18 protein-coding genes and 4 tRNA genes are annotated in these 22,981 nt (G+C 57.9%); 8 read left to right on the forward strand and 14 right to left on the reverse strand.

The genetic code is table 11. From position 1 onward, the window contains the following. Position 1: 1 nt before the first annotated feature. Together AA105894_RS00480 and AA105894_RS00485 are read right to left on the reverse strand one after the other, a co-directional pair. Positions 2-1,015 carry an alcohol dehydrogenase catalytic domain-containing protein gene (locus AA105894_RS00480; protein WP_267310034.1) on the reverse strand — a complete coding sequence of 338 codons (1,014 nt, stop codon included), beginning with the start codon at positions 1,013-1,015 and terminating at the stop codon, positions 2-4. After that, positions 1,012-1,725 (reverse strand): type 1 glutamine amidotransferase domain-containing protein, encoded by a 714-nt coding sequence (locus AA105894_RS00485; protein ID WP_267310035.1) that lies wholly within the window; start codon positions 1,723-1,725, stop codon positions 1,012-1,014. The genes AA105894_RS00480 and AA105894_RS00485 overlap by 4 nt, the downstream gene beginning before the upstream one ends. A 91-nt stretch (positions 1,726-1,816) precedes the next feature. Here AA105894_RS00485 and AA105894_RS00490 point away from each other — a divergent pair, with 91 nt between their 5' ends. Then, positions 1,817-2,728: a LysR family transcriptional regulator gene (locus tag AA105894_RS00490; protein ID WP_267310036.1), complete on the forward strand. Its 912-nt coding sequence runs from the start codon at positions 1,817-1,819 to the stop codon at positions 2,726-2,728. A 537-nt stretch (positions 2,729-3,265) separates the two neighbouring features. Here the strand turns inward: AA105894_RS00490 and AA105894_RS00495 are convergent. From AA105894_RS00495 to AA105894_RS00505, 3 genes are all read right to left on the reverse strand, one after another. Next, positions 3,266-4,036 (reverse strand): tetratricopeptide repeat protein, encoded by a 771-nt coding sequence (locus tag AA105894_RS00495; protein ID WP_267310037.1) that lies wholly within the window; start codon positions 4,034-4,036, stop codon positions 3,266-3,268. A 204-nt stretch (positions 4,037-4,240) separates the two neighbouring features. After that, positions 4,241-6,928: a valine--tRNA ligase gene (locus AA105894_RS00500; protein WP_267310038.1), complete on the reverse strand. Its 2,688-nt coding sequence runs from the start codon at positions 6,926-6,928 to the stop codon at positions 4,241-4,243. Positions 6,929-7,257: 329 nt separating this feature from the next. Continuing rightward, positions 7,258-8,727, reverse strand: coding sequence for a TolC family outer membrane protein (locus AA105894_RS00505; protein ID WP_188426316.1), 1,470 nt, complete (start codon positions 8,725-8,727; stop codon positions 7,258-7,260). A 192-nt stretch (positions 8,728-8,919) separates the two neighbouring features. Between AA105894_RS00505 and AA105894_RS00510 the strand changes: the two genes are divergently transcribed. Continuing rightward, positions 8,920-8,993, forward strand: a tRNA-Cys gene (locus AA105894_RS00510). Positions 8,994-9,451: 458 nt separating this feature from the next. On the opposite strand, the gene AA105894_RS00515 is transcribed toward AA105894_RS00510, so the two are convergent. The 4 genes from AA105894_RS00515 to gatC all read right to left on the reverse strand — a co-directional run bounded on the left by AA105894_RS00515 (position 9,452) and on the right by gatC (position 12,852). Then, positions 9,452-9,544 (reverse strand) — tRNA-Ser (locus AA105894_RS00515). A gap of 88 nt (positions 9,545-9,632) precedes the next feature. After that, the gene (gene gatB / locus AA105894_RS00520) at positions 9,633-11,090 is read right to left on the reverse strand and encodes an Asp-tRNA(Asn)/Glu-tRNA(Gln) amidotransferase subunit GatB (protein WP_267310039.1); all 1,458 of its coding nucleotides are present in this window, start codon (positions 11,088-11,090) and stop codon (positions 9,633-9,635) included. Continuing rightward, positions 11,087-12,565 carry an Asp-tRNA(Asn)/Glu-tRNA(Gln) amidotransferase subunit GatA gene (gatA, locus tag AA105894_RS00525; RefSeq protein ID WP_267310040.1) on the reverse strand — a complete coding sequence of 493 codons (1,479 nt, stop codon included), beginning with the start codon at positions 12,563-12,565 and terminating at the stop codon, positions 11,087-11,089. Before gatA ends, gatB begins: the two co-directional genes overlap by 4 nt. Further along, positions 12,565-12,852 carry an Asp-tRNA(Asn)/Glu-tRNA(Gln) amidotransferase subunit GatC gene (gatC, locus tag AA105894_RS00530; RefSeq protein ID WP_188426851.1) on the reverse strand — a complete coding sequence of 96 codons (288 nt, stop codon included), beginning with the start codon at positions 12,850-12,852 and terminating at the stop codon, positions 12,565-12,567. Before gatC ends, gatA begins: the two co-directional genes overlap by 1 nt. Positions 12,853-12,926: 74 nt before the next feature. Here gatC and ruvX point away from each other — a divergent pair, with 74 nt between their 5' ends. Further along, the gene (gene ruvX / locus AA105894_RS00535) at positions 12,927-13,409 is read left to right on the forward strand and encodes a Holliday junction resolvase RuvX (RefSeq protein ID WP_267310041.1); all 483 of its coding nucleotides are present in this window, start codon (positions 12,927-12,929) and stop codon (positions 13,407-13,409) included. Between the two features lie 270 nt (positions 13,410-13,679). Here ruvX and mqo read toward each other — a convergent pair whose 3' ends face one another. Continuing rightward, complete coding sequence (mqo, locus tag AA105894_RS00540; RefSeq protein WP_267310042.1) at positions 13,680-15,158, reverse strand: malate dehydrogenase (quinone); 1,479 nt, start codon at positions 15,156-15,158, stop codon at positions 13,680-13,682. Between the two features lie 155 nt (positions 15,159-15,313). Continuing rightward, on the reverse strand, positions 15,314-16,207 hold the full coding sequence (locus AA105894_RS00545; RefSeq protein WP_267310043.1) for an N-formylglutamate amidohydrolase: 894 nt from the start codon (positions 16,205-16,207) through the stop codon (positions 15,314-15,316). An 85-nt stretch (positions 16,208-16,292) separates the two neighbouring features. Here AA105894_RS00545 and AA105894_RS00550 point away from each other — a divergent pair. The 3 genes from AA105894_RS00550 (at position 16,293) to AA105894_RS00560 (ending at position 19,402) form a co-directional block, all read left to right on the forward strand. Continuing rightward, a tRNA-Val gene (locus AA105894_RS00550) sits at positions 16,293-16,367 on the forward strand. A 1,261-nt stretch (positions 16,368-17,628) separates the two neighbouring features. Then, positions 17,629-17,841 (forward strand): hypothetical protein, encoded by a 213-nt coding sequence (locus AA105894_RS00555; protein ID WP_267310044.1) that lies wholly within the window; start codon positions 17,629-17,631, stop codon positions 17,839-17,841. A gap of 568 nt (positions 17,842-18,409) precedes the next feature. Further along, positions 18,410-19,402: a bifunctional enoyl-CoA hydratase/phosphate acetyltransferase gene (locus AA105894_RS00560; RefSeq protein ID WP_267310045.1), complete on the forward strand. Its 993-nt coding sequence runs from the start codon at positions 18,410-18,412 to the stop codon at positions 19,400-19,402. Between the two features lie 71 nt (positions 19,403-19,473). On the opposite strand, the gene AA105894_RS00565 is transcribed toward AA105894_RS00560, so the two are convergent. Together AA105894_RS00565 and AA105894_RS00570 are read right to left on the reverse strand one after the other, a co-directional pair. Continuing rightward, positions 19,474-19,761 (reverse strand): hypothetical protein, encoded by a 288-nt coding sequence (locus tag AA105894_RS00565; RefSeq protein WP_267310046.1) that lies wholly within the window; start codon positions 19,759-19,761, stop codon positions 19,474-19,476. 310 nt (positions 19,762-20,071) lie between these two features. Further along, positions 20,072-21,280, reverse strand: coding sequence for a mechanosensitive ion channel family protein (locus tag AA105894_RS00570; RefSeq protein WP_188426858.1), 1,209 nt, complete (start codon positions 21,278-21,280; stop codon positions 20,072-20,074). Between the two features lie 187 nt (positions 21,281-21,467). On the opposite strand from AA105894_RS00570, the gene AA105894_RS00575 reads away from it, so the two are divergent. Beyond that, positions 21,468-21,542 (forward strand) — tRNA-Met (locus AA105894_RS00575). A gap of 58 nt (positions 21,543-21,600) precedes the next feature. Further along, complete coding sequence (locus tag AA105894_RS00580; protein WP_267310047.1) at positions 21,601-22,464, forward strand: glycosyltransferase family 2 protein; 864 nt, start codon at positions 21,601-21,603, stop codon at positions 22,462-22,464. A gap of 13 nt (positions 22,465-22,477) precedes the next feature. Here the strand turns inward: AA105894_RS00580 and AA105894_RS00585 are convergent, their stop codons facing one another. Next, the gene (locus AA105894_RS00585) at positions 22,478-22,879 is read right to left on the reverse strand and encodes a DUF4167 domain-containing protein (protein WP_267310048.1); all 402 of its coding nucleotides are present in this window, start codon (positions 22,877-22,879) and stop codon (positions 22,478-22,480) included. Between the last annotated feature and the right edge of the window lie 102 nt (positions 22,880-22,981).

Below are 22,981 nucleotides of genomic sequence, written 5' to 3' on the forward strand. Positions count from 1 at the left end.
GTCATGCTTCCTCAACGGATGAGACGCGTATCAGCGCCTTGCCGGAAAACTGCCGATGTTCAAGGTCATTCAGGAGTGTCGGCAGATCACTGAACTCACGGATGATCATGTTTTCAGGAACGAGCGCCTGCTCTGCCAGACAGGCCATCAGCCTATGACCGGTGGTTGTCAGATCGTGCCAGTCTGCATCGTCGCCATATTCATGCAGTCCACCCAGAGCGACTTCATGAACCGAAAGACACCGGGTAAACGGCGGATCAGGCCATTCAGTCAGCCTGTTCTGAATGCACACGATATGCCCGTTTGCCTTGAGTGCCGGAACCAGCGCCGCGGCATGATCCGCGCTCACACAATCGATCACCGCGTGAAAACGTTTTTCCAACGCGTCCGGCAGCGCCACACCCGAGGGTAAAGGCCCCCGAACACAATCCTGTACGCCCATGGACCTGAGCCGCATCCAGTGCCGCTCGTGACACATGGCCGTCAGGGAGAAACCCCGAGCTACGGCAAGCTGGACAAGATAATTACCGACACCGCCGCCTGCACCGGCAATGAGCAATCCTGCCCCTGCCCGGCTCGGCAGTTTGGCTAATGCCAGCGACGCTGTCAGCGCGGGACAAGGCACGCTCGCTGCGGTTTCAAAATCCAGTGTCCGGGGGATCCCGATAAGGGCACGGCGACGCACAGGCGTATATTCCGCATAGCTTCCCGGGCGCATCAGGCTCTGGTGATACGCCACGCGTCGGCCCAGCCACTCGTCATCAACCGCTCGACCAGTCGCCACGACAATGCCGACACCATCGACACCGGGAACATGTCCCGGCGCCCAGGGAGCCAGACGCGCACCCAAAGCTTTCCAGTCAACCGGGTTGAGCCCGACAACATGGTTGCGGACAAGAACCTCATCGGGCTGAAGCATCGGGCGGGATACAGAACGCAGCACGAGGCTCAGGGCCGATGATCCCTGCTCCCAGCACCAGGCCTGATAAGCATCGGGAACCGGATAATGCGTCATCTGGCCCCCCTGCCTTCTGCCAGAACTGACAGGACCTCTTGCGCGACCAGCGCGGATGACTGGGGGTTCTGACCGGTTATCAGCCTTCCGTCCCGGACCATGTAAGGCTTGAAATCTGCGCCCTTTTCGAACACGGCGCCTTCTTCCCGAAGTCTGGTCTCAAGCAGGAAGGGCACGGTCGCTGTCAGCCCGGCGGCCTCTTCCTCGCTATCCGTGAAAGCACTGATCTTTCTGCCTTTCACAAAGGCGGTTCCATCCGGGTTGCGGAGTCCGGTCAGGCTGGCTGGCCCATGGCAGACCGATGCGACAACCTTGCCATCCGACCAGGCACGCAGGATCAGACTCTGAAGCGGGGTATTATTGGGCATGTCCCACATCACGCCATGACCACCCGGAATGAAAACGGCGTCATAGCCATCAACGGAGATACCGGTGACCCTGCGGGAATGATCCAGATCGCTCACAGCACGCCGATCTCTCAGAAAGCGCTTTACGCTCTCAGGATCCTTGTCGTCATTCTGGATGGATCGCGGATCGACCGGGATCTTTCCGCCTGCAATCGAGGCGATATCGACCGTCGCCCCCGCATCGCGGAAAATATAATAGGGCGTGGTCAGTTCCTCGAACCAGACACCTGTCAGGTGTCCGGAAGTGCCAAGAGCGGCGTGAGACGTCACGACCATCAATATCTTGAACAAAGGATGCGGCATGGCAAATCTTCCAGCAGGAATCATGATTTGCATCAGGATGGCATCACCGCCAGAATAAATCCAATAGCCACAAAATATGGACCCCATAAAAATGGGTGATATCAGAACTCTCGATCTCAATCTGCTGCGTGCGCTCGACATGCTTCTTGAGGAAGGCAGCGTGACACGGACGGCCGAACGGCTTGGTGTGACGCAGCCTGCGGTCAGCAATATGCTCACCCGTCTTCGCGATCATTTTGGCGATCCGCTTCTGGTCCGGACGCAGCGCGGCATGACCCCAACCACCCGTGCGCTCGATCTCGTCTCACCGCTCAAGCGTATCCTGTGCGAGATCAGCACGCTTTGTCAGCCGGATGCGTTCGATCCGGTCTCTGCGTCATTCGTGGTTTCAGTTGCTGCAACCGACTATGCGCTTCAGGTCGTTCTGCTGCCGTTCATCGCCCGCTTGCGGCATGAAGCACCGGGTATCACTGTTGCGGTTTACCCGCTCCATGATTGTCGGCTTCAGGAGCAGCTGGAGAAAGGTCAGCTCGACATGGCGCTGATCACGCCCGAGACCTGCCCGCCCGATATGCTGTCACTGACGCTGTTTCATGAGGAATATATCTGCGCGGCGCGAAAGAACCATCCGGACGCAAACGGGCAGATGACGCTGGATCAGTATTGTGCTGCCGATCACATCATCGTCTCCTATGAAGGCGGCCAGCTCTGCGGCGCGACTGACAGACAGCTGAAAGCCCTTGGCCGCAGACGCCGTGTAGCCCTGTCCGTCCCGAATTTTTTGGCATTGCCAGAGCTTCTGCTGAAAACGGATCTGATCACGATGGCGCCACGCAGGCTTCTGCTCGGCCGCAGAGACCTTGCCCTGTTCCCTCCCCCCAGCCCGTTGACGGTTCCCGGCTTTGATAAGATTCTGGCGTGGCACTGCCGCACGGATAGTGATCCCCGTTACCGGTGGGTGCGAGAACAACTGCGTTCGATGAGTGATGATAGAGGGCTCTGAACACCTTCGTCGCCAGACAGCCGATCAGTCCCGAACAAGGCCTTTTTCAGAAGCAGCATTGGCGCGATATCGTGACGGAACGATCATGGTGCAGGGCAATCTGACCGACCAGCAAGGGCCATGACTGTCTCACTTCGGCCACCCGAGCCTGATTGGATGACCAAGCAGGGTCTCGGAGATACGTTTTCGGGCGGCGAAAGGTCTCGATCTCACTGGTGAGCGGCAAATCAAGGACTGAAGAACTGCCAACGCTTCCCATTCAAAGACCTTAGATGCAAAGGATGGTAGTCGTTCGCGACTCTCGGCCCGGTCTTCCCGTCACGCGAAATCAGTAATGTGCTTCAGAGCACAGACTGCCGCAGCTGAGCGCTTGAGACGCGGTCGGATAGCGATCAGGCCATCTCATGACGTCGCATCGCAACACGTCACGCCACGAAAAAGACCAACCTGACGGTCACAGACTTCCTCGCGCATCCGCGACGTGCTCAACAATTCTTCCGTTCATCTGGACCGGAAGAAGCGCTTATCCCCTGCGCTTCACTCGGCTTTTGAGATGCCGAGTTCCTGAAGACGATGTGCCACCTGAATCATCAGCGCATCACCTCGTTCTGCCTTCATGGGCTGTATCTGGCGCTGCATTGCGAGAAGGATGTCAGAAGTAGCGTCGACCACAGCCCTGTCCCACCAGTCGAAAGCCTCTTCCTCACGGCCCATGGCGCAAAGGGCTGTCGCATAGTTATGCTGACCGCGATAATCGCCGCCCTCGGCCGAGCGCCGATACCAGTCAAGCGCCAGCGCCGGATCCCGCGGTGTATGCCAGCCTTCCTCGATAAAGCGCGCAAGCAGATTCATCGATTTCGCATGACCGCGTTCGGCACCGCCGCGAAAAAGCGAGAGGGCGCGCGGCAGGTCAGGCTTCATGCCGATACCGCGCATGACCATGATCGCGAGATTATAATTACCCCACAGATCGCCGAGCCTGGCGGCTTTTTCGTATGCCTCGGCAGCAGCAGCATGATCGACCGCGCCGCCCCAGCCAAAATGATGGCACCGGCCAAGCATGTTCAGCGCCGGAGCATAGCCCGCGGAGGCGGCTATCTCATACCACTGGCGTGCACGTGCGAGATCAGGAGGCATATAGATGCTTTTGAGCAGGATATCCCCCCATCGTACCTGCTCTGCCACATGGCCTTGCTGCGCCCTGTCCCTGATCTCCCTGATCATTTCCGGCAACTCCGGGGCTGGCTCAGGGCGTCTGCGCCGGCGCTTTGGCGAAGAGGGTAGCAGGCGCAGGATACGTGTCACCATGGGCTCGACCAATCAACAGCATGAGAACGTCAGATAAAGCGGGACCCTGCCGATTTAGAGATGATGATAATGTTTCGCAACTTTGCGGTCAGGCAAAAAAAGGGAGCCATTGCGACGGCTCCCTTTTCTCTAACGACATCCTGTTTCACGCTGATCTTCCACGCCGGGAAATGATCCGCGTCAGAACAGACGCTGCGTCTCCCATCAGGCAGCAGAAAGACGAGCCAGGGCCGCCTGCAGACGGGCGCGGTCATGGGTGAAGCTGGTCAGGCGGTCACGATTTTCTTCGACCACTTCCGGCTTGGCGCGGGCCACGAAATCGGCATTGCCGAGCTTGCGCTCAACCTTGTCGATTTCCTTGCCCAAACGATCGATTTCCTTTTCGAGGCGCTGGATTTCAGCAGCGATATCGATCAGCCCTTCGAGCGGCAGCACGAGTGTGGCTTCGTCAATCACGGTCAGGGCAGCCGTCTTTGGCGGCTCGCCCGACAAGGCCGAGACGGAGGCCACGCGCGCCATACGACCGATCACAGCAGACCAGCTTTCGGCGCGTGCCAATGTCGCGGGCGATGCATCGCGCAGAAGCACGGGCACCATCTGCGCAGGCGGGATATTCATTTCCGAGCGGATGGTACGGATTTCGCCGATCAGACGAATGACCCAGTCCATCTCGGCTGAAGCCTCAGCCGCGTCACGAGGCTGCGGCGCAACGGGCCAGGCCGATTGGGCCACGCTGCCGCCAAAGCCAAAGGATTGCCACAGCTCTTCAGTCACGAAAGGAATGACCGGATGCATGATCTGCAGGATCGTGCCCAGAACATGAGCCGCGACAGCGCGGATTTCATCCTGCTCAGGCGTGTTCTCTGCGGCAAAGGCGGGCTTTGCCAGTTCGAGGAACCAATCGCAGAATACATTCCAGACGAAGCGGTAGCAGGCACCGGCCAGCTCGTCGAAACGATAGGCATCGAGCGCCGCCTTTGCGGCCGTTACAGCTTTTGCGGTCTCGTCGAGAATCCACCGGCCCAGCACACTCCTGACCTGAGACGGGTCAAAGCCTGCAACAGGTTTGACACCATTCATCTCGCAGAAGCGCGCAGCGTTCCAGATCTTGGTGATGAAAGTGCGATAATCCTCGACGCGCTTGCGACCGAACTTGATATCGCGCCCCGGCCCGGTCAGGGCACAGATCGCCATACGGGTGGCATCCGCTCCGAATTCCGCAACCAGTTCAAGCGGATCGAGACCATTGCCCTTGCTCTTGGACATTTTCTGGCCGCGCTCGTCACGCACCAGACCATGGATCAGAACTGTGCGGAAAGGCACGTCATCCATGAAATGGAGGCCCATCATCATCATCCGGGCGACCCAGAAGAAGATGATGTCGAACCCGGTCACAAGGGTGCTGGTCGGATAGTAGCGTGCCAGTTCCGGCGTCTTGTCGGGCCAGCCAAGCGTCGTGAACGGCCAAAGCGCAGAGCTGAACCAGGTGTCCAGCACATCCTCATCACGCGTCAGGCTGACATCATCGCCATAATGGGCGCGTGCCTGCTCGAGGGCTTCTTCCTCGCTGCGGGCGACGAAGACGCTGCCCTCGGGGCCGTACCAGGCCGGAATCCGATGACCCCACCAGAGCTGACGGCTGATGCACCAGGGCTGGATGTCGCGCATCCAGGCGAAATAGGTATTTTCCCATTGCTGCGGCTCGAAACGGATACGGCCGTCTTCAACCGCCTTGATGGCAGGCTGGGCCAGCGTGGCGGCATCGCAATACCACTGCTCGGTCAGTCGCGGCTCGACAATGGCACCGCCGCGCTCGGCATAGGGAACCTGCAGGGTGTGAGGCTCGATCTTCTCGATATGCTCGAGGCGCTCGAGTTCCTCGACGATGCGCTTGCGGGCCTCCAGACGATCGATACCCTCGAGCGAACGCACGAAATCGATCGACGACAGTCCTTCGACCTCGCGCAGTTCATGGGCGATCTCATCCAGCCAGATCGCAGCTGCCTCATCGAGAATGCTCGGCATTGGCAGATCGTGCCGCTTGCCGACTTCAAAATCGTTGAAATCATGACCGGGGGTGATCTTGACGGCACCGCTGCCTTTTTCCGGGTCGGAATAGGTGTCGGCCACGATCGGGATGCGACGCCCGGTGAGCGGCAGGACGACAAACTTGCCGATCGAAGCCGTATAGCGCTCGTCTTCCGGGTGTACGGCCACAGCCGTGTCGCCCAGCATGGTTTCAGGGCGCGTCGTACCGACAACGATCGTGCCGCCGCCCTCGACCGGATAGCGCAGATACCACATGGACCCCTTGGTCTCGCGGTTTTCGACCTCGAGATCGGAGATGGCAGAGCGGAAAGCCGGGTCCCAGTTGACGAGACGCTTGGCACGATAAATCAGCCCCTGCTGATGCAGCGTGACGAACACGTCACGCACAGCGCGCGACAGCCCCTCATCCATCGTGAAGCGCTCGCGGTCCCAATCGGCCGAGGCCCCCAGCGTGCGCAGCTGCTGGATGATTTGACCGCCAGACTGTTCTTTCCAGGCCCAGACACGCTCGAGGAATTTCTCACGCCCCATTTCCTTGCGGCTGAGACCTTCCTTGTCGAGCACGCGCTCCACAACCATCTGGGTAGCGATACCGGCATGATCCGTGCCGGGCTGCCACAGCACATTCGCGCCTTCGAGGCGCTTCCAGCGGATCAGAATATCCTGCAGCACGAAATCGAGCGCATGACCGAAATGTAGCGTGCCTGTGACATTCGGCGGCGGAAACATGATCGAATAGGCGTCGCCAGGTGCCTCGGGATGCGCCGCGAAAAGACCCGACTTCTCCCATTGGGCGTAGAGGCGGGCTTCGCATGCCGCCGGGTCAAAGGTCTTTTCGAGCATTGTCTTCCTGTCACCTGTCTGGCCCTGCCCGGCTTGCAAGCCATGCAGGGATCACTTTGCGGGCGTTGCGCCCCGAACTCGCAATGACCATTCGACAAGCCAAACAGGCTCGTCAGACGTGGTCAATTGCAACAAGGGGCGCCCTGTTTCATGCACGAAGCGTATGACCAGATGAGCTGAAAGTTTCAAGCCAGAACGGCACCCGGCAAGTTAGCTAGAAATGTCCGCGATACACCAAGTCGAAACGGCCCCCATGGCGGCGCATGACCGAGCCCCGGATATGAGCCAAATGAACAGGCGAGCTGATCACCCGCCCAGCCCTATGATGATCAGCGACCGGGCTGACCGACCGCATAATCATTGATACCCCACAGCCGATCCTTGACTGCATTATAATAGGCCTTCTCGTCATAGATCGGCACGTTGAGCTTGAGGTCGGCCGCGGTCAGCCGCCCCATGGCAAAAGCGACTGCATAGGAAGACTGCACGAGCCCGCTCAGATTCTGCACGAGCGCCGTCTGAGCAGAGAGCAGCGTCTGCTGCTGCTGCAATACCTCGAGGGTCGAGCTTGTACCGACGATTGCCTGACGCTCGACGCCATCAAGCGCCACAACGTTGGCCGCGATAGCCGCACGGTTACTTGAAATCGAGTCTGTATAGGAGTGGAGCTGCTGCCAGTTGGCCGAAGCAGCCTGCGCCGCTTTGCGACGCGCAATATCCACCGCCCTACGAGCCGCGAGATATTGCTGGCGGGCCTCACGCACCGCCGCATATTCCGAGCCACCCTGATAGATCGGCACATCGAAATTGATGGTGCCGAACTTGTTGTCGGTCACCATGCGTCCGTACCCCTGGTTCTTGACGTAGGAGTAGCCAAGCTGCGCAGAAATCTTCGGCAGGATGGCCGCCATCTGAACCGAGAAATTATCCTTCTGGGCTGCCTCAGTGAACAGGGCATTGATGATCGTCGGATTATTCCGCGTTGCCTCTGCAACCGCGTCCCGCTCTGCCTTGACCGGAAGGGCTAGTGGCTGCGGCGCCACGAGATTGGGGGCTGGCGGCACGCCCACGACCTGCAAATAGGTTGCCTGCGCTGCGCGCAACGTGCCCTCAGCCTGCTGGCGCGTGGCCTTTGCGGTCGCAAGGGCAGCCTGCGCCTGTGCCACGTCGGTGCGGGTGATTTCGCCCTGCTGAAAACGATCCTGCGTTGCCTTGAGCTGCTCTTCAAGCACGTGCTCGTTGTTGATGTTGATCTGCAGAAGCTGCTCGCCGCGCACCACGCCCAGATAGGACGATACGACGTCAGTGAAGACCTCTTGCTCGGTTTCGATCAGTTGAGCGCGCTCAGCCATGACCGTGTTGACTGCCTGATGGGTCTGCGCGGTCGTCTTGCCACCCTGGTAGATATTCTCCGTAATGGAGACTCCACCCTGATAACCCGGCGTTTCGTAACTGCGATTATAGGCGGGAGTACCGAAACTCGACCCGGGTTGCGGCCCCTGCGCACCATAAGCGTTGAGGCCCTGATAGTAAGTCAGGGCTGCCTGACCGGAAATCTTCGGGCGCCATCCGGCCAGAGCCGTTGGAACGGACTCATCAGCCGCGCGCAGCTTGGCACGTTCCTGCTGAAGCGTCGGATTCGTGAGATAAGCTGTCGCCAGGGCTTCCTGCAATGTGTGCGGAACGAATTCGGGAGAGCCTTTACCATCATAGGTCTGGGCAAGCGCAGTCGTGCTCTTGAGAAGAACGACCAGACCTACGCTCAGAGAAGTATAGACCCTGGATTGATCCCGTTTCATGGATGCCCTTTCGAATGAGGACGGCGCCATAGTGACGCGATGACAGTCATCATCTCGTCGGTATCAGGCGTCCCGCCGCATTCCTATGCCATATTTAAGCGACCAGAGAAATTTCTTCTTATTTCTCATTCTTATCCAAGATACCCCCTTGACCCGAACGTCCGGTAAAGAGATATAGCTCTCACACCAGCCGGTCCGGTGGCAGAATGGTGATGTAGCGGACTGCAAATCCGCGTATGTGGGTTCGATTCCCGCCCGGACCTCCAATTTCCTGAAAATCTCAGAAAATCTTCACGCTTACCGAGTTATACAAAACTCGTGTGAGGCGTCTGACACTTGTTCTACACATCGCGGCGTTTGCTGCCAGTCGATCTGGCCCAGAACCTTTGGATGGATTACCAGCTTGGGCAGGTATTTTCTGATCCGATAATCACGACTATCTGGCTCAGCAGACAGCGCATTCCTTCTCGCCTTCAGAAGATTTTACCCGGGCTCCTGCCCCGGCGGGTCAGCAGATCCCGTGCCGGCATTCCGATAGCCCGTGCTGAGCAGTTCGCCTGAATGGATTCAGAACCATCAGTTCGGCGTGCAGCCCTTTGCGATCAAACCGTTAGTGCAGTATCGCGAAACGAGACCGCGATACTTCGCCATCTGGCTAAAACAAAGCCCAGCCAGAACCGAAGATTGGTAAGCGCTGAATACAGATTAAGTTCTGGAAGAAAAATGGCGGAGGGGATGGGATTCGAACCCACGGTACGACTTGACATCGTACAACGGTTTAGCAAACCGCCGCCTTCAGCCTCTCGGCCACCCCTCCGCCTAGAGGGACGCAGTTTTCACGGCGTTTGCAGAACTGCTTCTAGGGGGATTTGAACGTCGCGTCAAACCCCCCTTTTGCAGATTTTTTACTCGGCGAGGAGCTTGACCAGAAGCTCGTTCACCATGGCCGGATTGGCCTTGCCTTTCATGGCTTTCATGGTCTGACCAACGAAGAAACCAAACAGCTTGTCCTTGCCGCTCTTGTACTCCGCCAGCTTGTCGGCATGCGCCGAGAGAATGGTCCGGATTTCGGCTTCAATGGCGCCCGTATCCGTGACCTGACGCAGACCCTTGCGTTCGACGATCACCGAGGCCGAATCGCCCGTCTCGAACATATCCTCGAGCACTTCCTTCGCGATCTTGCCGTTGATCGTCGAATCCGTGATCAGCGCCAGAAGCTCCATGAGCCCCTCAGCCTTGACCGGGCTCGTCTCGATCGTCGCACCCGTTCTGTTCAGCGCTGCAAAGAAATCACCCAGCATCCAGGTGACCGCCAGACGCGGGTCACTGCCCTTGGCCACGGTCTCGTAGAAATCGGCGATCCCCTGCTCAACCGTCAGGACGCCCGATTCATAACGCGAAATGCCATAGGTCTTTTCCAGACGCTCGCGCTTGGCCTCCGGCAGCTCCGGGAGAGCAGCACGCAGGCCCTCCACCCAGTCGCGCTCGATAAGGAGCGGCAGAAGGTCCGGATCAGGGAAGTAGCGATAATCATGCGCGTCTTCCTTGGAACGAAGCGAGCGCGTTTCGCTGCGAACGTGATCGAACAGACGTGTTTCCTGATCGACGGTGCCGCCAGCTTCCCAGATCTCGACCTGACGCGCGGCTTCGACTTCGATAGCCTGCATGACATAGCGGATCGAATTGACGTTCTTGATTTCGCAGCGCGTGCGATATTCCTCGCCAGCCTTGCGCACCGAGACATTGACATCGGCACGCATCGAACCCTCTTCCATGTTCCCGTCGCAGGTGCCGAGATAACGCAGGATCTGGCGCAGCTTGCGCAGATAGGCCCCTGCTTCCTCCGGAGAGCGGATATCGGGCTCACTGACGATTTCCATCAGCGCCACACCCGCACGATTCAGATCGATAAAGGATCGCGTCGGATCCTGATCATGCATCGATTTGCCCGCATCCTGCTCAAGATGCAGGCGCGTCACGCCAATATGGCGCACCGAACCATCGGCAAGCTCGATCTCGACCTGCCCCTCACCTACAATCGGATGAGCGAACTGGCTGATCTGATAACCCTGCGGCAGATCCGCATAGAAATAGTTCTTGCGATCAAAACGGCTCATCAGATGAATCTGGGCGTTGAGGCCCAGCCCCGTGCGTACGGCCTGCGCCACGCACTCGGCATTGATCACGGGCAGCATGCCGGGAAAACCTGCATCGATCAGGCTGACATGCGTGTTGGGCTCGCCACCATATTCGGCAGAGGCACCCGAAAACAGCTTGGCGTGGCTGATGACCTGAGCGTGGACTTCAAGCCCGACGACGATTTCCCAGGGGCCTGTTGCGCCTTCGATGATATAGCCGCTCATGCGAATGCTCCCGCATGCAAAGCAGGCTTGTACGTAAAGCCTGCTGCCTTTTCCATGACACGCCCGGCGGCGAACAATGTCTCTTCCTCAAAGTAGCGCCCGATGAGCTGCAGCCCGAGCGGCAGACCATCGTGATCGAGACCAGCCGGTAGCGACAGCGCCGGAACACCGGCCATGCTCGCCGGGACGGTAAAGATATCGTTCAGATAGATCTGTACCGGATCGGTCGGCCGTTCCGAATGAGCGAAGGCTGCCGAAGGCGCGGTCGGCGTCAGCAGCACGTCCACCTTCTCGAACGCATTCAGGAAGTCGCGCTGGATCAGCGTACGAACCTTCTGCGCGCGGAGGTAATAGGCGTCGTAATAGCCCGACGACAGCACATAGGTGCCCATCAGTATACGGCGACGCACTTCCTCACCAAACCCGGCATGGCGCGTGGCTTCATACAGTTCGTCCAGCGTGCCCGCATCGACACGCTCGCCAAAACGGACGCCGTCATAACGGGCAAGGTTGGATGAGGCTTCAGCCAGAGCCACGATATAATAGGTGGGCAGACCGTATTTCGTGTGCGGCAGGGAGACGTCGACAATCTCTGCGCCAGCATCACGCAGCCAGGCGATGCCCTGATCCCAAAGCGCGGCAATATCGGCAGGCAGGGTATCGGGGCGGTATTCGCGAGGGATACCGACCTTCAATCCCTTCACGCCACGCTCGAGGGCGTCTTCGTAGCGCGGCACGGGACGATCGACCGATGTGCTGTCCTTGGGGTCGAAACCAGCCATGGATTCGAGCAGGATCGCGCAATCCTCCATTGTACGCGCCATCGGCCCGGCCTGATCGAGAGAGCTTGCGAAAGCAATCGTACCGAAACGCGAGCAGCGACCATAGGTCGGCTTGATGCCGGTAATGCCGCAGAATGCTGCAGGCTGACGGATGGAGCCGCCGGTGTCGGTGCCGGTTGTCCCCAGAGCCAGACCGGCAGCGACAGCAGCAGCCGAGCCGCCGGAAGACCCACCCGGAACGAGCTTCACATCCGAGTTCTTGCGGCGCCACGGATTGGTCACGGGACCAAAAGCCGACGTCATGTTGGTCGAGCCCATGGCGAATTCGTCAAGATTCATCTTGCCGAGAAAAATTGCGCCGTCAGCCAGCAGGTTCGACGTCACCGTGCTCTCATAAGGCGGCACGAAATTGCGCAGGATGTTGCTCGACGCCGTCGTGCGTACACCGTTGGTGCAGAACAGATCCTTGATGCCCAGCGGCAGGCCACAGAGCGACGGGGCGTTGTCGGTCGCAAGCAGCGCGTCGGCCGCACGGGCACCCGCGCGGGCCTGATCTTCCGTAACCGTCACGAAGCTGTTGATCTCGCCATCGAGCTTCCTGATCGAGGCCAGAAAATGATCGGTCAGTTCAACGGCTGAGAGACGACGCTCCCTGAGAGCCTTTCGCGCAGAGGCGAGGGTCAGATCATGCATCACTCAACAACCTTAGGAACGGTAAAATAGGGCCCGACACTGTCGGGAGCATTGGCCAGAACCGCGTCGCGCTTGTCGCCATCGGTCACGACGTCTTCACGCAGGCGGGGCACGGCAAGCCCGGTGCCGATCATGGGCGGCACGTCGGTGATATCGACCTCGTTCAGTTGCTCGACCCAGCCCAGGATGCCACTCAGCTCCTGGCGCATGGCTTCGCATTCCTGATCACTGAGGCCAATTCGGGCCAGTTTTGCTATGCGCCTGACTGTGCGCGTTTCCAACGACATAAAGGATCGACTTTCCTGAAAGTGAGCGGATAATCCCGACGGTCCAGAATTTAGCGAGATCATAACGCCTTCCCATGAGTCTGTTCAATCCATACGCCCTGCGTGAAGCCCTCCCCTCCGGTCTGCGTCTGCTCGGGCTCGACCCCGGACAAAAGACGATCGGCCTCGCCCTGAGCGATGTGACGCTCATGCTGGCCTCGCCCTATAAGAGCCTCAAGCGCGGCAAATTTGGCGAAACAGCGCAGGAAGTTGCAAAGATCGTGCAGCGCGAAGGGATTGGAGGCCTCATTTGCGGGCTGCCTCTCTCGCTCGACGGGTCTTTCGGGCCCGCTGCCCGTGCGGCACAGGACTGGATGACCGAGCTCTCCAATCGGCTCGATCTGCCTGCCTGCTGCTGGGACGAGCGTCTCTCTTCCAGCGCCGTCAACCGCTTTCTGATTCAGGAGGCCGACATGACCCGCAAACGACGCGCCGAAGTGGTCGATAAGATGGCTGCTGCCTACACGCTGCAATCCTGGCTGGATGCAACTGCGCCCGAACGGTCAGAACTGTTCTGACTGGGTTGGCGACAGACACAGAGGCACACGCGCCACACGAGATCAGGAACAGGGCCTCGCAACAAACTGTCTTATCAACGCACGATTCGTTGCGGTGCCCCTCACATCGGGCCTCCTCGCCGCGAAGCAGGCCCGGTGCTCAGGAAGGGAACGGCGAGACGATGGGTTGATAGTGCTAGTCCTACCCGCCCCTCTACTATGGACCCGATAGCGCTGGCTGGCCGGATAAGGCGATTATGGCTCTTCAGGACCGGTTGAACGGCCGCAAAATCAGACACCGAGAACCTTCCCCGTCTTTTCGCGGATGGCGCGGCAGGCTTCTGCGTCCTGACGCAGATCGAGGCCGTAGCTGGGGATGATCGTCTTCAGCTTCTCACGCCATTCAGGCAGACGATGGGCAAAGTTTTTCGTCACCACCTGCAACGCCACAGAAGCCGCAATCGACGCCCCAGGAGACGCACCGAGCACGGCAGCCAGGCTGTGATCCTGCGCGCAAAGAACCTCAGTGCCGAATTTCAGCGTGCCTCGACCCTTTTCGGTTTTGATGATCTGCACACGTTGCCCTGCCACCGCTACGTTCCAGTCATGCTCACGCGCTGCGGGGTAGAATTCCTGCAGGGCAGCGAAGCGCGCAGATTGTTTCTGCATGACCTGACCGACGAGATAGCGCACCAGATCACGGTTATCGACCATGACGTCGAACATTGCCTTGATGTTGTCGCGCGTGATGGAGCGCGGCAGATCCGTCCATTTACCGGATTTGAGGAATTTGGTCGTGAACCCCGCATAAGGACCGAAAAGCAGATAAGGCCTGCCCCTAATCACGCGGGTATCGAGATGCGGTACGGACATGGGCGGCGAGCCGACCGCCGCCTTGCCATAGACCTTGGCTGTATGACGCTGGCACAGATCGAGGTTGTCAGCATGCAGGAAAAGCCCGCTGACAGGAAAGCCGGCATAACCATGCGCTTCAGGCAGATCAGCGCGCTTGAGCAGATCGAGCGCAGCGCCACCTGCCCCAACGAAAACAAAACCGGCAGAAACACTTTTGGTTTCACCGGTCGACGTATTCACCGTGGTCACCCGCCAGCGTCCACCGGGTTCGCGTGAGAGAGCGGTCACCTTGTGACAATAGTGAAGAGCGACGCCCTGCTTCTGCTTGAGCTTTGAGAAAAGCAGCCGCGTCAATGTCCCGAAATCCACATCCGTGCCTTCGGTCACACGCGTTGCGGCGAGCTTCTCGCCAGATGCGCGTCGGCCCATCATGAGTGGTGCCCATTCCGCGATTTTGGCAGGATCTTCGGTATAGCTCATCGTATCGAAGCAATGATGCTTCACCATGGCTTCATAGCGGGCACGCAGAAACGCGACATTCTCCGCCCCCCGCACGAAGCTCATATGCGGGCAATTGCGGATGAAGGCAGAAGGATCTTCGATCCAGTTCTTTTCGACCAGATGGGCCCAGAGCTGACGCGACAGATCGAATTCCGTATTTACATCAAGCGCCTTGGCGATATCGATGCTGCCATCCTTGCGGCGCGTCGTATAGTTGAGTTCGCAATAGGCAGCATGACCGGTGCCAGCGTTGTTCCATGCCTCCGAACTCTCCCTCGCGCAGGAATCGAGCGTCTCGTACACGCTGAGCGTCAGAGACGGGTCGAGAGAACGGATCAGCGCGGCGAAACTCGCACTCATGACACCCGCACCGATCAGGACAATATCCGGGCGCTCTTCTGGGGAAAGGGTCATGGGGCAAGTCTTCCAGTCTTGTGAAATACCATATGCTTAACCGGCACAACGAAATGTCGTTCCGCCAGCAGGGCACTCTTTGAAACACAGCTTGGTAGCATCAATCGAGCCCCCTTGCTTCGTAATCAGCCGGAGTTGATCGTCAGGCCCACCTGTCAGGCGCAGGCGCGCCCGGTGCTCACTGGCTCTATCCCGCGCGCGAGCGCGATCATTTCCGGCAAAACTCCCTCGAATTGCCTACGCACGGTACTGAAAGCCGCTGAGGGCTGAACAATCGGCTCATCAAGATAGAGCCCGCGCCCTATCTCCATCTGAATGACATGCACACCGCCCGACGGGTTACCGTGACGCGCGGTTATGTAGCCGCCAGCATAAGGCCGGTTGCGCCCCGTTGAAAATCCGGCCCTCGCCATGCAGGCCGCCACGCCATCCACGATGGACCCGGCACAGCTTTTTCCATGGAGATCGCCCAGAACGATATCGGGCAGACGCAGATGAGGTAGGCTCGGCATGGAATGCAGGTCGATCAGCAGGCAAACGCCAAAACGCGTGAGACTGCGTTCAATCATTGCTTCGAGCGCCTCATGGTAAGGTAGCCAGCAGGAAGCGATGCGCTCATAGGCTTCAGAAACCGGGAGCTGATGACGGTAGATACCACGCCCTGCCCCGGCGATACGCGCCATCATCCCGAGCCCGTTTCGCACCTTGTCAGTATTGGTGAGGCTGCCTTCCGGGAGACGCTCACGAAACATCCCCTGATCCAGTTCCCAGGCGTAGCGGTTCACGTCGCAATAGGACCGCGGAAATGACGCACAGAGAAGTGGCACACCATATTGTGGTGCATAGTCGAACAGCACATCGACATAGGCATCTTCACTACGGCGAAGGGAGAGCAGATCGAGACGCGACTGCTTCAGGAAGGCCTCAGGATAGCAACGTCCGGAATGCGGCGATGCCATCACCAGTGGCGAGGCAGGATCGCCCACGTCATGCAGCACAAAATTCTTTGAAAGACAGAGATCTGGCTCCGCCGGAGCGCCATGAGTCATTTTTTTTCCGGTTTGGTGATTTTTTTAAAAAACCCATCTTGCCAGCCCCGTCAACGCCCGCTAAAACGCCGCTCACGGACCGGATGGGCGCATAGCTCAGCGGTAGAGCACTACCTTGACATGGTAGGGGTCACAGGTTCAATCCCTGTTGCGCCCACCATCCGGTCCGTCGAAACCTCCTAAAATATAGAATTAAAATGCAATGGCTCGATGTTATGCGATCGCGTTTCGTATTTTAAAAACGCCTGAACCGAGCGATTGTCATTCCCGGGTCAGAGTTGTGTGACCAGCCTGGCCATGGCCGGCTGACATTCCGCGCCACAGGCATCTCTTTCCCCCCGAGCCACCTTCTCGCGCCACGCGGCCTCCCTCCGGTGAACGGGAGCGTCTGAATAAGCTGCGCGGATGATGATCCGCCTTTATGACAGCCAGCTCTGTCAGCCGTCGCACCAGCAGCGACTATTCAAGCGCGTGCCCGGACAAAAAGCCAAGAGCCCATGGCATCACCCCCTCCCCCTTGAAGTGCGAACTTATCTATCAAGCCGAAAGCGCGGCCCCTGAGTCCCACACAACCCTGTCTGGTCAAATCGCTTTGAAGGTCTGGCGGATTAGTGCCAGCAACGACGCGCAGAAAAGCTGACACAAGCTCGCCGCACCCCCACGAATATATAGCGCATATCCGATACGCGGGATCGGCGCAGGAAGCCTCCAGCGACTCAACAGACGACCGAAAACACACAAAAGCTGGGTAATTGATTGTAAGGCCTCAGGCTGCGAGACCCGACCTTGGAACTGCAGAAGCAAACATGATTCATCACGACGAAAGCTGAGGCTGGTTTTCGTCGACCACCCACGCCCATTGCTCTGAGCGCACGCAACAGCACCGTTACCGCCGTTGCAAATTGCAACCCTGCCCGGATAGTCGCGTAATTACTGACGAATCACATAACCGTGATCGTGAAACGTGATTGGTCTCCTCCTCACCTTTGCCTCCGCAAAGGCGCCTAGGCCGAGTTCTGCGCCACAAAACTGCGGGACAACCGACGCGGGAGAATTGGACAATGTCGCAAACCAAGATCATGACGATATAGTCATTACGAAACGAGAAGAGATGACAAATAATCTATGACTCGTTAATAATGACGACAAATAAAGGTCAAAAACACATTATTCATCGGTAAAGATCCACCCTCCCCTGTAAAAGAATCGGCACCGCTTTGCGTGAACGGGGGACTGTTTTCGGTGAAGGATACGGGCCTCGACCAATGCAAATGCAAGAAAGTTACTATATTAAATTAAGCATTTTTCTGGCTGAATCGGATTTTCAGCAAAAAAACACTTGCAGTTTACTCGTTAATCTACGTTAACTCCCACCCCGCACCGCTTCGTGAATAATGTGAATTTTTTTGTAAGGAACCTGCATGCTGAAAAATTCAATCTTCATTCTCGCTGCGCTCTGTGTCTGGGCAATATCCTCTGCACTGGGAATCTTCTCGCCCTACGGGACAACGGTTCTGAGCGATCTCCTCGACATGCTCGGCGAAGGCCTCTTTATCGGAGGACTCCTTTTCATGTTCGCCCGCATGGCCATTGGCATGGTCAAGTCGCAGTCCAGCCGTCGGTCGTTGCACTGACCGCTCTAATGCATATATCCTCCGCGCACCGGAAAAAATCTGCTCTTCATGCTTAAAGGCATCGCCGAGGCCTGACACATAAACAAAACGGGCAAGACAGGGTATCCAGACGCCTATACCGTCTCGATCGCCCCTCACGCTCGCCTGCATGAGACGATTGAAAGCTTCCCGACAGATAACCTGGCTCCTGGGCATTTGCCGAAGGTGCAGGGCAAGCTCAATGCCGGTGTCATGAAACTCAGCACTTCGAGCCCGGCATAAGGTCGGTTGACCATAGCGGCATGATTTCCGGACCCGATTCACGGTTTGATCACAAGCTCAAGAAAAGCTGATCCGCCGCAATTGCAGTGTGTCTGATATGAAGAGCCTATGCAGAGTGCTGATCACGCCATAATCCTGCGCCAAACTCACCCCCTGTCGCAGGGCCTGTCGGCGGCGATGATGCGGTCTGCCGCTTCTCCCGATCCGCTCAGCTGTTTTTCCGCATCCAATTTCCGCTCGTCAGCAATGGGGAGCGTCTCGTGCTCCTGTGTCTGACGAATGATCCTGTATCAGGAGCACCAGCCTCATGCCCTCAAGCACAACCAGGTCGAAGCCAGCATCGTCTGACGACAGGCTCTCATCCATTTTCCCCGAACAGCATGCGCTGATGCGCGCCCTCGTTACCAAGGCATCCCAGCTTGGCCCGGTACCCTACGCCATTGTCTGGCCCTGCAGCAGCCATGCGCTTGGTGGCGCTGTCGAAGCGGCGCGTCATGGCATCATCGTGCCCATACTCGTCGGCGATCGCGAGAAGATCGAGAAAACAGCGGCGCGGTATGGCCTCGACATTGAGGGAATGCGCATCGAACAGGCTGCAACCCCTGAAGCTGCCGTAAAGCATGCCGTTGCGCTCGTGCATGAAGGCGTCGTGCGCGGTCTCACCAAAGGGAGCCTGCACACCGATACTTTCATGGCTGGCGTTATCAGGCAGGAGAGCGGACTGCGAACGAAGCGACGCATGAGCCATGTCTTCTGTATTGCCGTGCCAGATTATCCCGACCTGCTTCTGGTCTCGGACGCCGCCATCAACATTGCGCCTGATCTCACAACCAAGCGTGATATCATACAGAACGCCATCGATCTGCATCACGCGCTCGGACTGGGCACACCCCGTGTAGCCCTGCTTTCGGCAGTGGAGACGATCAACACCAAAATTCAGGGCACGCTCGATGCTGCGAGCCTGTGCAAGATGGCGGACCGCAAGGAAATTACCGGCGGCGTGCTGGATGGCCCCCTGGCCATGGACGTTGCCGTCAGCCTTGAATCGGCCGAGATCAAAGGGGTCGAGTCCCCTGTCGCGGGCCGCGCCCAGATCCTCATCGCTCCTGATCTCGAATCAGGCAATATTCTCGTCAAGACGCTCGCTTTTCTCGGCAAGGCCGCAACGTCGGGAATCGTGATGGGGGCGAAAGTACCCGTATTGCTGACCAGCCGCGCCGATGATGCCACGGCACGCCTCGCCTCGGCTGCAATCGGGGCACTCTATGCTCGTCATCTCGACGAGCATAAGGGCGACTGAAAACCGGGATCAGTAGGAAACCCTGACATACCTCCCGCACGGGGCGCTCATGAGCGCCCCCTTTTCAATTTTCACAGACGCCCTGCGAGCCAGCTCTCCTGAGGCAGGGTAAAACCGTGCCAGGCTGCCGCACCCATCTCCATGGCATTATGCGGTACATATTTCGTGACCATAAGCTTGGCGTCTGGCGGCAGAAGCTTCGCCAGGACATCGCGCAGATCTGAAATGATCAGATTGGACGCTATGATCCAGAAATTATCGATTTCATGAAAAACTTCACCAAAGCCAGACAGCTTCTGCTCGACGGCGTCGTAGGATTCGCCTTCTTTTTTTTCATAAACAACGAGATAGGTGGTCACGTATGGCACTCCCCTAAGTGTGATCCGGGCATATTATCGGTTTCGAACCCAATATTAACACCCGCAGACCGGCTCCATTCATTACAGCAAAAGAAGTAAGTCACTGATTTTGTGAGATAAATTATCAGAAAGGCCTGGTATCCGAACAGGAAACCCAAAACCGGATCGTCAAAGAATATGACACTCTCGTGAAATAATTGCCATACAGGCGCCCGGTTTCGCGTATGTCTGTTTCCTCAGGAGACAGGATAAATGACAATTTTCGAACTTCACTGGCACAGCGTCAAAACCTTCATGAGACGCTTTTTCCTCAGAGATCTGCGCCTCCCCGAGGCATGACCGTTCCTGGCCCCATATAAGAGCCGGGCGGTGGCCGATCGATTGGCGGTGAGATGGCATCGGCACTAGGCCAGGCCTCTTCACCTGGCCGCGGGGGCACTACAGCAAAACGCGATCTCGGCAGGGCCTCGGGGCACTCGGCGCGCATGCGCAGAATGATTTTTTCCCGGATATCGCAGCGCAGATCCCAGCTTTGCAGGGCGTTGCGGGCGCTGGCAATGATACGGATCTTCAATGTCTGCGCATCGCAATCAGCCACCTGACAATCGAATACCTTGCCGTCCCATAACGGGCAGGTCTTGATGATTTCGCCAAGGAAACCGCGGATCGTCTCGATTGGCGCCTCATAATCGACGTAGAGAAACACGACGCCAATGATGGCCGCCGAGTTATGCGTCCAGTTTTCGAAACGATTTTCCAGAAAATAGGAAATCGGCACGATATGGCGTCGCCAGTCCCAGACGCGCAGCACCACATAGGTGGAGGTAATTTCCTCAACCCATGCCCAGTCCCCATTGATGATAATCAGATCTTCCATGCGTATCGGCTGGGTAATGGCAATCTGTACCCCTGCGAGAAGGTTCGTCAGCAACCCGCGCGCAGAAAGACCGACCACCAGCGACGCGGCGCCTGCGGACGCAAAAAGCGAGACGCCATATTGCCGTACTGAATCGAACGTCATGAGTGCTGCTGCAACGGTCACGATTCCGACCAGTATTTCCGTCAGCCGCCTGAGCACCCTTATCTGTGTCTGATGGGTGCGAATCATGATGTCGTCGGAATGATCGCGCGACGTGATCCGCTGCAGATAGGCTTCTGTCATGATTCTGAAGGCAACAATGGCCGCATAGCCGACCATCAGAATGCCCATGAAGAGCAGAAGCTTCTGCAGGAGCTGCGTGGTTTCCCAAGTAAACCCTGACGCCGCGGGCAATGCCGAAAGAAGCACCGCGAGCACAACCATCACCCGTACCGGTCGTCTCATTGCCAGAATGATCTTGCGCAGCACGGCGTCTTCGCGATTGCCGAAGATGCGCAGAATGATCACTGAAACGAGCTTGCTGGCGTAGAAAGAGACCGTCGCCAGCACGATAAGCATGAGAATGGAGACAAGCTGCGCAGGCAGCCAGTCGAAATAGGAGCGCAAGGCGAAAAGGGAGCTGAGAAACTGCTGCTTCAAATCTGAGATCCAGATCCTTGAGAGGGATGAGGCCTGTCGGGCAGGTCATGCAACGCATCGTCTAACCCATTGGTGCACAATGCCACAGAGTGCCAAAGGCTCAAAAACACGATGCGCGCAAAAACCTTTCCTCAGAGTGTTGACACATCCGCCCAACCCTTTTAATTCCACGCCCACCGGTCGCGATGGCGGCGTAGCTCAGCGGTAGAGCAGGGGAATCATAATCCCTTGGTCGGCGGTTCAAATCCGTCCGCCGCTACCATCCGACCGGTTCTTTCCCCCTGATAGACAGATTTGCCGCGCACGAGCTAGAAATGCTCATGAGAGCGCCTATTGCTGCCGTTACCATGGTCTATAACGAACCGGTCTTCCTGCCGGTCTGGCTGCGCCACTATGCAGGTCATGTGGGCATGGAGCGGTGTTATGTCATAGACCATGGGTCCGATGACGGCTCGACTGACGCCCTGCCCTGCAACCGCCTGCGCATTCCTCGCTCGCCCCAGAACGACGCCAAGCGTACACGCGCCATCAGTGCGCTCTGCGCGGGACTTCTCGAATGGTATGAAACGGTTCTGTATTGCGATGTTGATGAGATTATCGTCGCAGATCCGGCCTGCTTTCCCTCGCTTGACGCACTGGCGGATTCCCGCGCCGCTTCATGCCTGACAGCAACAGGATTTGACCTCATTCATCATGCAGATCGGGAACCCGACCTCGATTTTGGCCAACCGCTCTCGCTGCAGCGCAGGTCACTGCGTTTTTCCGCTGCCATGTGCAAGCCATGCCTGATCAGGGCGCCCGTTACCTGGTCACCGGGTTTCCACAGCGTAAAGGAAACCCTGCCGAACCCCGATCCGGCGCTCATGCTTTTTCATCTACGCTATGGCGATCTCAGGGAGGGATTGAAGCGGCTTTCCCGCACACGCAGGCAGGCGTGGTGCAGCAGGCAGGCCGGCGCCCATCAACGCATGACCAACAAGGCATGGCGTGACATGCTGGCCGGTATGGGCGGTCTGCCAGTCGAAGAGGCAACGCTTCTTGAAGATGATCCTTCCCTGACGCCTTGGCGTGAGCGCCTTGTCAGGGAGGGTCTGGAGAGGGCTGGAGACCCCTATCCGATTAATCTGAGCCTGTCAGGCGACAGGCTCTGGCCCTTGCCTGAACGGTTCAAGGGCCTGTTCTGAAAACCTGGCAGACTTACTCAGCGGTCTCTTCGACCTGCTCTTCGCTGTCGTTTTCGGCACCCGACTCATCGCTCTGGCGACGGTCATCCTGCTCCTGCTGGCTGCGTGCACGCTGCTGATGACGCTCCTGGCGCTCCATCTGGCTTTGCTGGGCGGCCTGCGTCATGGCGTTCAGAATGCGGAAATAATGCTCGGCATGCTGGAAATAGGCTTCTGCCAGAATACGATCGCCAGTGCCCGTCGCATCGCGACCAAGCTGAAGATATTTCTCGAAAAGCTGTTGCGCGGTGCCGCGCACCCGCATGTCAGGGCCATTGCTATCGAAGACATGGTTGCGATTCAGAGGCGTCTGACCATTGGATTGACGCGATCCGCCACCGCTCGGGCGATGGTGACGGCTTCTCATACGTTTCATGTTCATGGATCCGCGTAGCACTTTCGTATTCGCAATCCCGATCCGTCGCCAGAAGGATCCAAGCGATTGCAGGGAATGAATGACCCTTGGTTTGTCTCATGA

The sequence above is a fragment of the Asaia spathodeae NBRC 105894 genome (genome assembly GCF_025994195.1).
In the GTDB taxonomy this organism is placed as follows: Bacteria; Pseudomonadota; Alphaproteobacteria; order Acetobacterales; family Acetobacteraceae; genus Asaia; species Asaia siamensis.